General features: G+C 71.3%; 11 protein-coding genes and 2 pseudogenes. 6 read left to right on the forward strand and 7 right to left on the reverse strand.

The window, feature by feature from the left end; translation table 11 throughout:
* Positions 1-153: 153 nt before the first annotated feature.
* Both pgm and QZ433_RS13740 read right to left on the reverse strand, forming a co-directional pair.
* Positions 154-1,800, reverse strand: a complete 1,647-nt coding sequence (gene pgm, locus QZ433_RS13735; RefSeq protein ID WP_295784521.1) for a phosphoglucomutase (alpha-D-glucose-1,6-bisphosphate-dependent) — start codon at positions 1,798-1,800, stop codon at positions 154-156.
* A 117-nt stretch (positions 1,801-1,917) separates the two neighbouring features.
* Positions 1,918-2,835, reverse strand: a complete 918-nt coding sequence (locus tag QZ433_RS13740) for a LysR family transcriptional regulator (protein WP_295784523.1) — start codon at positions 2,833-2,835, stop codon at positions 1,918-1,920.
* A gap of 72 nt (positions 2,836-2,907) precedes the next feature.
* Here QZ433_RS13740 and QZ433_RS13745 point away from each other — a divergent pair, with 72 nt between their 5' ends.
* Together QZ433_RS13745 and pheA are read left to right on the forward strand one after the other, a co-directional pair.
* Positions 2,908-3,825 (forward strand): EamA family transporter, encoded by a 918-nt coding sequence (locus QZ433_RS13745; protein ID WP_295784525.1) that lies wholly within the window; start codon positions 2,908-2,910, stop codon positions 3,823-3,825.
* A 10-nt stretch (positions 3,826-3,835) separates the two neighbouring features.
* The gene (gene pheA / locus QZ433_RS13750; RefSeq protein WP_136587373.1) at positions 3,836-4,798 is read left to right on the forward strand and encodes a prephenate dehydratase; all 963 of its coding nucleotides are present in this window, start codon (positions 3,836-3,838) and stop codon (positions 4,796-4,798) included.
* A gap of 52 nt (positions 4,799-4,850) precedes the next feature.
* Here the strand turns inward: pheA and QZ433_RS13755 are convergent, their stop codons facing one another.
* Positions 4,851-5,900 (reverse strand): LLM class flavin-dependent oxidoreductase, encoded by a 1,050-nt coding sequence (locus tag QZ433_RS13755; protein ID WP_295784528.1) that lies wholly within the window; start codon positions 5,898-5,900, stop codon positions 4,851-4,853.
* A gap of 95 nt (positions 5,901-5,995) precedes the next feature.
* Between QZ433_RS13755 and QZ433_RS13760 the strand changes: the two genes are divergently transcribed.
* A complete protein-coding gene (locus QZ433_RS13760) occupies positions 5,996-6,262 on the forward strand; it encodes a hypothetical protein (RefSeq protein WP_295784530.1) in 267 nt (88 codons plus the stop codon).
* A gap of 120 nt (positions 6,263-6,382) precedes the next feature.
* The gene (locus tag QZ433_RS13765) at positions 6,383-6,805 is read left to right on the forward strand and encodes an Asp23/Gls24 family envelope stress response protein (protein WP_295784533.1); all 423 of its coding nucleotides are present in this window, start codon (positions 6,383-6,385) and stop codon (positions 6,803-6,805) included.
* 54 nt (positions 6,806-6,859) lie between these two features.
* Here QZ433_RS13765 and QZ433_RS13770 read toward each other — a convergent pair whose 3' ends face one another.
* From QZ433_RS13770 to QZ433_RS13780, 3 genes are all read right to left on the reverse strand, one after another.
* Positions 6,860-7,651: a nucleotidyltransferase domain-containing protein gene (locus QZ433_RS13770; protein ID WP_295784535.1), complete on the reverse strand. Its 792-nt coding sequence runs from the start codon at positions 7,649-7,651 to the stop codon at positions 6,860-6,862.
* A 28-nt stretch (positions 7,652-7,679) separates the two neighbouring features.
* Positions 7,680-9,050 carry a deoxyribodipyrimidine photo-lyase gene (locus QZ433_RS13775; RefSeq protein WP_295784538.1) on the reverse strand — a complete coding sequence of 457 codons (1,371 nt, stop codon included), beginning with the start codon at positions 9,048-9,050 and terminating at the stop codon, positions 7,680-7,682.
* A gap of 219 nt (positions 9,051-9,269) precedes the next feature.
* Positions 9,270-10,559, reverse strand: coding sequence for a diacylglycerol kinase family protein (locus QZ433_RS13780; protein ID WP_295784539.1), 1,290 nt, complete (start codon positions 10,557-10,559; stop codon positions 9,270-9,272).
* Between the two features lie 138 nt (positions 10,560-10,697).
* Here QZ433_RS13780 and serS point away from each other — a divergent pair, with 138 nt between their 5' ends.
* On the forward strand, positions 10,698-11,966 hold the full coding sequence (gene serS, locus QZ433_RS13785; RefSeq protein WP_295784542.1) for a serine--tRNA ligase: 1,269 nt from the start codon (positions 10,698-10,700) through the stop codon (positions 11,964-11,966).
* Between the two features lie 104 nt (positions 11,967-12,070).
* Positions 12,071-12,277, forward strand: a pseudogene (locus QZ433_RS13790) (HAD hydrolase family protein); the annotation flags it as partial.
* A gap of 81 nt (positions 12,278-12,358) precedes the next feature.
* On the opposite strand, the pseudogene QZ433_RS15125 reads toward QZ433_RS13790, so the two are convergent.
* Positions 12,359-12,427: pseudogene (locus QZ433_RS15125) on the reverse strand (hypothetical protein); the annotation flags it as partial.
* Positions 12,428-12,433: the final 6 nt, after the last annotated feature.

Genomic DNA, 12,433 nt, shown 5'->3' on the forward strand with positions numbered 1-12,433 from the left:
TGGCGTTCCCTCCGCCACCCCCGTGTCGATAAACGCCCTCCCTGCTGAGACACGCGGCGTCACCGCGTGTCTCGCACGGATCGGCGTTTATCGGCGCCTGCCGACCGCCGCCGCGCCGCCGCCCCGCGGGACGGCGCCGCTTCGGCGACGGTGTTACGCCTGGCCGAGGGCGGCCGACACGACGGCCCGCGCCTCTTCCTGTACCTCGCGCAGGTGGTCCTCGCCGCGCAGTGACTCCGCGTACAGCTTGTAGACGTCCTCGGTGCCCGAGGGGCGGGCGGCGAACCACGCCGACGCGGTCTGCACCTTGAGGCCGCCGATCGCCGCGCCATTGCCCGGCGCGTGCGACAGCTTGGCGGTGATGGGCTCGCCCGCCAGCTCGGTGGCCGTCACGGCATCCGGAGACAGCTTGGACAGTGCCGCCTTCTGCGCGGGCGAGGCCGGGGCGTCGACCCGCTGGTACGCCGATGCCCCGAACTCGGCCTCGAGCTCGGCATAGCGCTGCGAGGGCGTCTTGCCGGTGACGGCGAGGATCTCGGCGGCGAGCAGGCAGAGCAGGATGCCGTCCTTGTCGGTGGTCCACACGGTGCCGTCCTTGCGCAGGAACGACGCTCCGGCGGACTCCTCGCCGCCGAACGCGACGGATCCGTCGAGCAGGCCCGGGACGAACCACTTGAAGCCGACGGGGACCTCGAGCAGCGTCTTGCCCAGCGAGGCGGCGACGCGGTCGATGATCATCGACGACACGAGGGTCTTGCCCACCGCGGCATCCGTCAGCCATCCCTCGCGGTGCGAGAAGAGGTAGTCGATCGCGACGGCCAGGTAATGGTTGGGGTTCATCAGGCCCGCGTCGGGCGTGACGATGCCGTGGCGGTCCGCATCGGCGTCGTTGCCCGTGAGGATGTCGTACTCGGCGCGCGCCGCGACGAGCGAGGCCATGGCCGAAGGCGACGACGGATCCATGCGGATCTTCTCGTCCCAGTCGAGCGTCATGAACTTCCACGTCGGGTCGACCTCGGGGTTCACGACCGTGAGGTCGAGGCCGTACACCTCGGCGATCAGCGCCCAGTACTCCACCGAGGCCCCGCCCAGGGGGTCGGCGCCGATGCGGACGCCGGCGCTCTTGATCGCGTCGACGTCGATGATGGATGCCAGATCCCGCACGTACGCTTCGCGGAAGTCGTACTGGCCCAGGCCCTCGAGGTCGATGTCGGCGTGGCGGGTGCGCTGCACGCCCTCGAGTCCGGCGGCGATCAGCGCGTTCGCGCGATCGGCGATCCAGCCGGTCGCATCGGTGTCGGCGGGACCGCCGTGCGGGGGGTTGTACTTGAAGCCGCCGTCGCGCGGGGGGTTGTGCGAGGGGGTGACGACGATGCCGTCGGAGCGGCCCGGGTCGTCGGTCGCGCGGTCGCGGTTGTACGTGAGGATCGCGTGGCTCAGGGCGGGCGTCGGCACCCACGAGTCGCGCGCATCCACGCGCACGTCGACGCCGTTGGCGACGAGTACCTCGATCGCGCTCCGCTCGGCCGGCAGCGAGAGTCCGTGGGTGTCGCGGCCCAGGAACAGGGGGCCGGTGATGCCCTGCGCGGTGCGGTAGTCCACGATCGCCTGGGTGGTCGCGAGGATGTGGTCCTCGTTGAAGCTGGTGCTCAGCGACGAACCGCGGTGGCCGCTGGTGCCGAAGGCGACGCGCTGCTCGGGCACCGTGGCATCCGGTTTGCGGTCGTAGTAAGCGGCGATCAGTTCGTCGATGTCGATGAGATCGGATGCCTCGGCGGGCTGTCCTGCGCGACTGCTCATGCGCCCAGTCTGCCCGCTGTCTCCGACATGCGCACACGCCGTGACGCATTCTGGGCGAATCCGTCGTCGCGCCCGGCTTCGCGGGACGCGTGCGCAGGTCCGCGATCGTGAGAGCGTTCAGCGCGCGTGGTCGCGTCCCGCGGCGATCAGAGCCTCGAGCGCGACCCGCAGCGCGGGCGAATCGGCCTGCGAGCGACGGTGCACGGCCACGACGTCGCGAGTGGAGGCCGGTGCCGCGGTGGGGATCGCCACCAGGTCGTCGCCGAGGGCCGCGCGGCCGAGCCGCGGCACCAGTGCCACGACGGCCCCGGTGCGCGCGAGTTCGAGGTGGTTCTCGAATTCCATCGATTCGAAGACCACACGGGGTGCATTGCGGATGCCGTCGAACAGCCGTCGGAGCCACTGCCGGCAGATGGTGGTCTCGAAGGTCGCGACCCAGGCCTCGTCGGCGAGGTCGGCGGGGTGCACGACCTCGCGGGTGGCGAGGCGGTGGCTGCGGTGCACGATGACGTCGGCGACGTCGGTGAACAGGGGCGTGACGACGAGGTTCTCGGGGATCGCGAGGGCCACTCCGCCCCACTGGTGCGCGATACCGAGGTCGCGCTGCCCGGAGGCCACGAGCGCGACGGTCTCCCACGGTTCGCTCTCGCGCACGAGCAGACGCAGGTCGGGATGCGCCGCGGCCAGGTCGACCAGCAGGGGTGCGAGCATGCCCCTCACCACCGTCGAGAAGGCGGCGACGCGCAGGTCGCCGGCGACCGCGCCGCGGGGCGAGCCGTCGGCCTGCAGGTCGGCGCGCAGCTTCTCGAGCTCGGCGAGGATCGGCGTCGACCCCACGACGAGGTGCGTCCCGGCGTCGGTGAGCGCGACGCCACGGCCGACGCGCTCGAGGAGCGTCACGCCGGTCTCGCGTTCGAGGCGCTTGATCTGCTGAGACACCGCGGAGGGCGTGAAGCCCAGGGCCGCGGCGGCCGCCGACACGCTGCCCTCGCGGGCGACCGTGCGCAGCGAGCGGACGGCGTCGAGATCGATCATGCAGCGACGCTACCGTGTTTGGTGAAGAAACGGTCGCTGGTGCTACACGACGGATGCCGCTGGACTGAATCCGTGAGCAGACGCGACATGATGCTGGCCGCCGGGGTGGCCGCCGCCTGGGGGTTCAACTTCCTCGTCATCGAGTGGGGGATGGCCGGCATCCCGCCGCTGCTGTTCGTCGCGATCCGCTTCGCCGTCGTCGCGGCGTTCGTCGTGATCGTGCCCCGGCCCGTGGCGTCCTGGCGCACCGTCGTAGGAGTAGGGCTCTTCATGAGCCTGGGGCAGTTCGGTCTGCTCTATTCCGCGCTGGCGCTGGGGCTGCAACCCGGGCTAGCGGCTCTGCTGCTGCAGGCGCAGGCGGTGTTCACGGTGGTCATCGCCGCGGGCGTGCTGCGCGAGCGACCCACCCTCGGACAGGGCGTCGGCGTCGCGATCGGAGTGGCCGGTCTCGCGGTGGTCGCCGCCGGTCGCGGGGGGAACGCCCCCGCGCTGGCGGTGGTGCTCGCGCTCGCCGCGGCGCTGTCGTGGGCGGTGGGCAACGTCGTGTCCCGGCGGGCCGGCGTCGTCGCGGGTCCGGGGCCGCTGGGTGCGCTCTCGCTCACGGTCTGGTCGGCGCTCGTCGTTCCCGTCCCGGCGCTCGCCCTCGCGTTCGCCGTCGATGGTCCCGCCGCGATCGGCGCGGGGCTCGCCGCCTTCGGCTGGTCGGCCGTGCTGTCGACGGTGTACACGGCCGGATTGTGCACCCTCGCGGGGTACGCAATCTTCAACGGCCTGCTCGCCCGCAACCCCTCGGCGGCGGTGGTCCCGTGGGTGCTGCTGGCGCCCGTGGTGGCGATGATCGCCGCGGCTCTCCTGCTCGGCCAGATCCCGGCTCCGGCCGAGGTTCTGGGTGGACTCCTGCTGGTGGGCGGCGTGCTCGTGACGACCATGGCGCCGCGCGCTCGGCGTCGTCCCGCGATCGCGGAGGCCGAAGCGCGCACCCCGGTCTAGGCTGGTCGCCGTGCTGCCCGACACAGAGACCGTGCCCGCCCGTCGTACCTACAGCTACCTGGGCCCGGCGGGGACGTTCACCGAGGCGGCTCTCGCGCAGGTGCCCGAGGCGCGCGACCAGATCTGGCGCCCGGTGCGCAATGTCGGCGAAGCGCTGGCCGACGTCGTCGAGGGACGATCGGATGCCGCGATGATCGCGATCGAGAACTCGGTCGACGGCGGGGTCTCGACGGCGCAGGATGCCCTGGCGACCGTGCCGGGACTGCGCATCGTGGGCGAGTACCTCGTCCCCGTGAACTTCGTGCTCGTCGGGCGGCCGGGGGCCACCCTCGCCGACGTCTCGCTCGTCGCCGCGCACCCGGTCGCCTACGGGCAGTGCCTGGGCTGGCTGAGCAAGAACCTGCCCGCCCACGCCCACCTGCCGGCCGAGAGCAACGTCGCGAGTGCGCTCGGCGTGCTGGACGGCACGAGTGCCGCCGACGCGGCGGTCGCCGCCCCCGGGATCGTCGCGCACCACGACCTGAGCGTGCTGGCCGAGAACATCGGCGACAACCCCAACGCCGTGACGCGTTTCGTCCTGGTCAGCCGCACGGTCGCGCCGGCGCCTCCGACCGGGGCCGACAAGACCTCGCTCATCGTCGAGCTGCCCGAGGACCACCCGGGTGCGCTGCTGGAGCTGCTCGAGCAGTTCGCCACCCGGGGCATCAACCTGAGCCTGTTGGCATCCCGTCCCATCGGAGACGCTCTCGGGCGCTATCGCTTCGTGATCGACGCCGACGGGCACGTGCACGACGAGCGCATGGCCGACGCGCTGCTGGGTCTGCGGCGCTTCAGCCCGAAGGTCATCTTCCTCGGCTCGTACGCGCGCGCGGACCGCGCGATCGTCCGGTACCCGCAGCGCTACAGCGACGACGTGTTCGTCGAGGCGCGCGACTGGCTGCGGGGTCTGCTGAGCGGCGAGCCCGAGGCCTGACCCTCGCACGACTGCGCGACCGTGAGCGGGCACCCGCCCCCACCCACCACTCTCAGGCGGCGACGGCCGCCTGCTGTGCGATGAGCTCGAGCGTCTGAATCCGTCCGTCCGCGCCCTCGCCGTCGTAGGCCCCGGCCACGGGCGACACCATGATCTCGTCGACGCCGTGCTGGGCGGCGAACGCGGCAAGCTGTCCCTGCACGTCGGCACCCGTCCCGACGAACCACTTCTGTCGCGTCGAGGACATGATCGACTCGGCCATCGCGTCGAACGGGTCGGCCTTCGCCTGCTCGATGGTCTCCAGCGGCACGAGGGGGCGGTTGGTGCGCAGGCGCGCCATCATCCGCAGCTGCGGCAGGGCGCGCTCCTCCGCTTCTTCGGCGGTGGGGGCGGCGACGACGTTCGCCGTGACGAAGGTGCGGGGGCCCTCGCCGGACTCGTTCGGGACGAACTGATCGCGGTACAGGTGCAGGGCCCGGTTGAGCCCCTCGCCGGCGAAGTGATTCGCGAACACGTACGGCAGGCCGAACGAGGCCGCGAGCTGCGCGGAGTAGTCGCTCGAACCGAGCAGCCAGACCTGCGGCATCCCGGATGCCGACGGCGTCGCCTTCACCTGGTATTCGGTGCCCGAGGTGAAGCGCACGGTCGCGCCCTCCGGCGAGGTCAGCGCCAGGATGTCGGTGACGTGGTCGGGGAAGCGCGAGACGTCACTGGTCGTCCCGGAGCGGTTCAGCAGCTGCGTGATGACCGGGTCGCTGCCGGGGGCGCGGCCGATGCCGAGGTCGATGCGTCCGGGGGCGAGGGCTTCGAGCGCCGCGAACTGCTCCGCGACGATGAGGGGCGAGTGGTTGGGCAGCATGACGCCGCCCGATCCGACGCGGATACGGCTGGTCCGCGCCGCGGCGGCGGCGATGAGGACCGGGGGAGTGGTGGATGCCACCGAGGGCATGTTGTGGTGCTCGGCGAACCAGTAGCGGCGGTAGCCGAGGCGGTCGGCGCGCTCGACGAGGTCGAGGGCCGCGCTCACCGCCTGGGAGCTGGTCTGCCCGTGTCGCACGGGCACGAGGTCGAGAACGGAGAGGGAGGGGATCGCGTCGTTCACCCCGACTGCAACCGCGGTGTCCCCGTGCGTATTCCTCTCGGCCAGGAGCGCAACCCCCGTGACCGATGACTGCCGGGGTTCCTATGGTGCCGCGCATGAGCGATGAGGAGACCGTGGTGCATACGGTGATGACCGTCGACGACGCGACGTTCTCGCTCTCGCCGGGACAGGACGTCGGCGATCTCGAACGTCGGATCGAGGCCGCCGTGCACGACGGGGGCCGGTTCGAGGGGTTCTCGGTGGTGGGGGACGGGGCGGTGCGCGCGCTCTTCACCGCCCATACCCGCGTGGTGCTGTGGGATGAGAAGGTCCCGGGCGATGCGTTCGTCGAGCCGCCGGGCCCGGACTGGTGCGACGGCTGAGGGCGTGGCATCCATCCCCAGGTTTCTCCCAGGAAAACGGCGTGACGAATCGCTGCCGGCCCGCGTCTCACCTATGACATCGCGGGACACACGGTCCCGGTACGACGGAAGGAAGCGCACATGGCTGAGAACACCATCACCACCGGCACCCCCACCACGAAGGACGGCGGCTCGACCGTCATCGTCGACGCCGTCGTCGCCAAGGTCGCCGGCATCGCCGCGGCCGAGGTCCCCGGCGTGCACGCCCTCGGTGGCGGCGCGGCCCGCGTCATCGGCAACATCCGCCAGGCCGTGGGGGCGAAGGACTACGCCCAGGGCGTGAGCGTCGAGGTCGGCGAGACCGAGGTCGCCGCCGACATCGCCATCCAGGTCGACTACCCCGAGCAGCTGCAGCGCGTGGCCGGCAACGTCCGCAAGGCCGTGCACGAGGCCATCACCGACCTCGTGGGCATGAAGGTCGCCGAGATCAACGTGACCGTGGTCGACGTCTACATCCCGGGCGACGACGACGAGGACACGGCCGACGAGGCGCGCGTCAACTGACATCCGTCGAAAGGGGCGTCACCGTGAGGTGGCGCCCCTTTCGCGTGCCCGGGCTCAGACTCGCTCGACCTCGTCACGGAAGTACCGGTCGGCCAGGCGCTGAACGGCGACCGGATCCCGTTGCGCGGCGATCTCGTCGAAGGCGCGACCCGCCTCGAGCTGATCGTCGACGAAGCGCGTGAGCACGGACGGCGGGGCACCGACCCCCAGCTCGCGGGTGCGGGATTTGAGCGCGATCAGCTCGATCGCGGCCTCCCTCGTCCGGGCGTCGACGTCGCCCTCCGCGAGGAGCGTCGGCAGATCCATCGGCGGGAGCGCCCGGTCGGGATGAGTGGCCAGCCACCGCAGCGCCGCCGCCGGGCGCAGCGCGTAGAAGAACTTCTTGAGGGTGGTGGCACCGGCTCGTTGCTGTTGCGCGACGTGCAGGTAGTGCCGTCCCACCGCGGCACGCTCGACCGTGCGCTCGGCGAGAGTCAGCAGGCGGTCCCGAAAGGCCGCGTCGCCCGTGTAGACGATCGGGGAACGCATCCATTCGAGCGCGGTGGCGTTGCCTTTCACGATCAGACGGACCGTTTTGGCGAGGTCCCACCCGTTCACGTCGAACGTCTCGTCGAGCGGCGTCTCGATCACGTCCCGCGCCGGCCACAGCGACAGATACGCGGCCCGCGGTCGGATGAACAAGAACCGGCAGTCGTAGTCGCTGTCGGGCGAGGGGAACCCCCACGCGCGGCTTCCGCTCTCGATGGCCCAGGGGATCCGTACGCCGTGGGCCTCGCCGACCGCGATCAGGCGGCGATCGATCTCGGCGACGACGGCGGGGTCGAGGGAGGCGGGGACGGCTCGCATCGTCCGACGATACCGAGCACGCCGACGCTCAGCCCCCGTGACGGACGTGGGAGTACGCGTCGAGCGCGCGCTTGCGCGTCTCCGCCAGGTCGACCATCGGCTCCGGCGGGTTGTCGCCGAGGTGCTCCGGCGCCCATTCCTTCACGTAGGCGTCCCGCGGGTCGAACTTCTTGCGCTGCGTCTCGGGATTGAACACGCGGAAGTAGGGTGCGGCATCCGCTCCGGATCCGGCGACCCACTGCCAGTTGAACGGGTTGCTCGCCGCGTCGGCGTCGACCAGGCAGTCCCAGAACCACTGCTCGCCGTGACGCCAGTCGATCAGCAGGTTCTTGATGAGGAAGGATGCCGTCACCATGCGCACCCGGTTGTGCATGACGCCGGTCTTCCACAGCTGCCGCATCCCGGCATCCACGACGGCGACGCCGGTCTCGCCCCGCTGCCACTTCTCGAGGTGGGCGCGATTGAGCCTCGGCCAGGGGAAGGCGTCGTACTCGCGACGCCAGTTCTTCGTCGCGATGTCCGGCGCGTGGAACGTCACGTGCCAGGCGAATTCGCGCCAGACGACCTCGGACAGGAAGCCCGCCGCGCTCTTCGCGTGCTGACCCGACCCCTTGTGCTCGAGGGTGTCGTGCCACACCTGATACGGGCTCAGCTCGCCCCAGCGCAGGCGGGGCGACAGGTTCGACGTCGCGCCACCGGCGAACTCGTCCCGGTAGGTCGAGTAGTCGCCGAGGTCGTCGTCGAGGAACTCCTTCAGGCGGGCCTTCGCGGCGGGCTCGCCGGGTTCCCACGTCTCACGCAGGCCGCCGGCCCAGTCGGGTTTCGTGGGCAGCAGGCCCCAGGACGACAGATCGTCCGAGTCGACGGATGCCGACATCCCGGGCACTTTGCGCGCCTCGGGCAGCGGGGGGCGCGGCGCGGGCAGCTTCTGCACGGCGCGTGAGAACGGGCTGTACACCCCGTAGGGCTTGTCGCTCTGCGTCCGCACGGTCCAGGGCTCGTAGAGCAGGTTCGCCGCGAACGAGGCCACGGTCAGCCCGTCATCGCGCAGCTTCTCTTTGATGGTGGCGTCGATCTCGCGCTCGACCCCGCCGTAGCGGCGGTTCCAGAAGACCGCGCCCGCGCCGATCTCGTCGGCGACGGCGGGGACGACCTCGGCCGCCTTCCCGCGTCGCAGCACGAGCGTCGATCCGCGCTCGTCGAGGCGCTCGCCGAGGGAGGTGAGCGAGCCGTTCAGCCACCACCGGGCGGCCCCGCCGATCTCGCGGACACCCTCGGACTCCTCGTCGAGCACGTACAGCGCGACGACGGGTTCGTCGCGGTCGAGCGCCGCACGCAGGGCCGGATTGTCGGTCAGGCGGAGGTCGTCACGGAACCACACGATCGAGGGCGAAGCCATCCCCCGACGGTATCGACCGCGGCATCCGGCCGTCCGGGCTTGACACCGCCCCGGCCTGCGCCGCCGCGGCCGGCCCTGCGGCGCCCACGCATCCGACGCGAGACCGCATCCGTTTCGCGAAACCGTGCCCGTCCGTCGACCAGTGCCTACGGTCTCGACGACGTCCTACGGTCTCGCGGCGACGTGCGCCGTCCGCCGTCCGCCGTCCGCCGCCGGACGTCAGATCGACGACGTGTCGTGACCCTTCGGCAGCGCCACGATGAGACCGCCGGCGATGATGCTGGTGTAGATGCGAGTGGCCTCGCCGAACTCGTCGCCGTCGAGCTCGATCGGCTGCGCCGGCGAGGTCGCGAGCTCGATGCCCGTGCCGCGCAGGTAGCGCACCGAGGAGTCCTTGCGGCGCTCGAGCACGCGACGACCGGCGCGGAACTTGCGCAGCACCGAGTTGTCCCACACGATCTTGCGCCACACGCCCAGCCAGCCCAGCACCCCGGTCGGCTGCAGGACGGCCACGTCGAGTCGGCCGTCGGCGATCGAGGCGTCGGGGATCAGGGCGACGCCGCCCTGCAGGGCGCCGCAGTTGGCGAAGAGCACGCTGTGCACCTTCGCCGAGTGCAGACGGTGACCGTTCAACTGGTACATCACGCGGAACGGCTTCGCGTTCACGAGGGAGCGGGCGGCGCCGTCGACGTACGCGACCCAGCCGACCTGCTTCTTGAGGTCGTCGCGCGTGTTCTGGATCATCGCCGCGTCCAGGCCCATGCCGGCCATGACCGAGAAGCCGTGCTCCTCGACCTGGCCGTCGACGCGGCGGATGCGGGCCAGCCCGGTGTCGATCGAATGCACGTCGCCCTCGAAGGTCGCGCGGATCATCGTGTCGGTGTCGTCGAGGGGCAGGTACAGGTTGCGGGCGAGCAGGTTGCCCGTGCCGCTGGGCAGGATCGTCAGCGGCACGCCCGTGGAGGTGAGCGCCTCGGCGACCGCGCGGACGGTGCCGTCGCCGCCCGCCACGAGCACGGCATCCACCTTCTCGTCGAGGGCGGCACGGGTGGCGTCGTCGCCCAGGTCGTCGACGGTCGTCTCGTAGAAGAGGGGCTCTGCCCAGTCCGCCGCGGCCGACAGCTCCGCGACCCGCGACCGCAGCGCCTCGGGGTCCACCTTCGTGGGGTTGTAGACCAGGGCGGCGCGCTTCTTCGACGTCGTCTCGGCGTCCATCGGCTTCTCGTCGCCCTCGGCATCGACGCGCTGCGTCTTGCCGGGGAGCTCCTCGGACGAGTCCGGGTCGATGTCCTCGGGCTGATGGATGACGTCGTCGGGCTCCGCGGCGTCCTTCGGGCGAGGGACGTCCTTGCGTGGGCGGTCCCCGGCGTCGTCGCCGAGGCGGGCGGCGTGGAAGTCGTCGTGCGATCCGTCCGCCGCGGCGGCGTCCGCCTTCACCTCGGCGGGGGCATCGGCGGGGACGGTTTCGGGGGACTCCGCGTCGTCACGCGGCACGTCAGGGGCGGCCATGGCATCCACCATAGGACCGGGCTCGTCCGCTACGCCGGTGCGGGGGCGGGCTTGACGAGCGGATGCCGCCGGCACAGGGGCGGCGCGTTCCTGCGTGCGGGCGGAAGAGGGGTGGGGAGGCGACCATAGGATGGACGCGTGATCGACCTGACTCTGCTGCGTGAAGATCCCGAGCTCGTGAAGCGCTCCCAGATCGCCCGCGGGGAGTCGCCGGATTCGGTGGACGACGCCCTCGCCGCCGACCGCGACCGCCGCGCCGCCATCACCGCCTTCGAAGAGCTCCGCGCGGCGCAGAACGCGCACGGCAAGCGCGTCGCCCAGGCGCCGAAGGACGAGAAGGCCGCGCTGGTCGCCGAGGCCAAGCAGCTCAGCGAGCAGGTCAAGGCCGCTCAGCACGCGGTGGCCGAGGCCGAGACCGCCGCCGACGCGGCGCTGTCGAGGATCGAGAACATCGTGCTCGAGGGCGTCCCGGCCGGCGGCGAGGCGGACTTCGTCACGCTGCGCACCCACGGTGAGATCCCGACCTACGACTTCACGCCGCGCGATCACCTCGAGATCGGCGAGCTGCTCGGTGCGATCGACATGGAGCGCGGCACGAAGGTCTCGGGCAGCCGCTTCTACTTCCTCACCGGAATCGGTGCGCGCCTCGAGCTCGCGCTCATGACCCTCGCCCTCGACCGGGCGCTGCAGGCCGGCTTCACCCCGATGATCCCGCCGACGCTCGTTCGTCCCGAGGTCATGCGGGGCACGGGGTTCCTCGGTCAGCACGCCGACGAGGTCTACCACCTCGACAAAGAGGACCTCTACCTCGTGGGCACCAGCGAGGTCCCCCTCGCCGGCTACCACATGGACGAGATCCTCGACCTGGAGCGCGGCGCGAAGCGCTACGCCGGGTGGTCGACCTGCTACCGCAGCGAGGCCGGCTCGTACGGAAAAGACACCCGCGGCATCATCCGCGTCCACCAATTCAACAAGCTCGAGATGTTCGTCTACACCGATCCCGCGGATGCCGAGGCCGAGCACGATCGTCTCGTCGCCATGCAGGAGGGCATGCTGCAGGACCTGGGCCTGTCGTACCGCGTGATCGACGTCGCCGCCGGCGATCTCGGTTCGAGCGCCGCGCGCAAGTTCGACATCGAGGCGTGGGTTCCCACGCAGGACGCCTACCGCGAGCTCACCAGCACCTCGAACTGCACGACCTACCAGGCGCGCCGCCTCGAAACGCGGTTCCGCCCGGCGGACGGGGGCAAGACGCAGCCGGTCGCGACGCTGAACGGCACCCTCGCCACGACGCGCTGGATCGTGGCCCTGCTCGAGACGCACCAGCGGGCCGATGGGTCGGTCACCGTGCCCCAGGTCCTGCGACCGTACCTGGGTGGGCTCGAGGTCATGGAGCCCATCGCGTGACCCGCGAGGCCGCCCTTCCCGGAACAGGTGACGTCGAGAGCGCGCCGAAGCAGGAGGCGGCCGACACGGTCGCCGCGTTGGCGGATGACAGCCCTCTCGGGCGCATGCTCATCGCCCTCGACATCGATGGGACCGTCCTGCTCGAGGACGACACCCTCAGCCCGGGTGTCGTCGAGGCGGTGGCCGGCGCTCACGCGGCGGGTCACGAGGTGATGCTCGCCACCGGGCGCAGCTGGGACAGCACCCACACGATCATGGACCGGCTCGGCATCCGTCCCGAATACGCGGTGTGCTCGAACGGGGCCATCGTGATGCGGCGTCAGGGCGACGGCGGCGAGTACGTGCGCGCCCTGACGCCGCATCACGATGGCCCCGTTCGAGCACACCGCGTATTCGGGACGGATGCCGAGCCGGTCCATGATCGTGTGGGTGCTGTCCCAGCTGCGCCCGGTGGCGAGCATCACCTC

Origin of the sequence: uncultured Microbacterium sp., from assembly GCF_913776565.1 — a bacterium.
GTDB lineage: Bacteria > Actinomycetota > Actinomycetes > Actinomycetales > Microbacteriaceae > Microbacterium.

Excerpts from the sequence above, each read along its gene's own strand:
- QZ433_RS13780 (WP_295784539.1), bottom strand. The coding sequence starts at position 10,559 with ATGGCCGCCCCTGACGTGCCGCGTGACGACGCGGAGTCCCCCGAAACC.
- QZ433_RS13740 (WP_295784523.1), bottom strand. The coding sequence starts at position 2,835 with ATGATCGATCTCGACGCCGTCCGCTCGCTGCGCACGGTCGCCCGCGAG.
- QZ433_RS13770 (WP_295784535.1), bottom strand. The coding sequence starts at position 7,651 with ATGCGAGCCGTCCCCGCCTCCCTCGACCCCGCCGTCGTCGCCGAGATC.
- QZ433_RS13760 (WP_295784530.1), top strand. The coding sequence starts at position 5,996 with ATGAGCGATGAGGAGACCGTGGTGCATACGGTGATGACCGTCGACGAC.
- QZ433_RS13775 (WP_295784538.1), bottom strand. The coding sequence starts at position 9,050 with ATGGCTTCGCCCTCGATCGTGTGGTTCCGTGACGACCTCCGCCTGACC.
- pgm (WP_295784521.1), bottom strand. The coding sequence starts at position 1,800 with ATGAGCAGTCGCGCAGGACAGCCCGCCGAGGCATCCGATCTCATCGAC.
- QZ433_RS13765 (WP_295784533.1), top strand. The coding sequence starts at position 6,383 with ATGGCTGAGAACACCATCACCACCGGCACCCCCACCACGAAGGACGGC.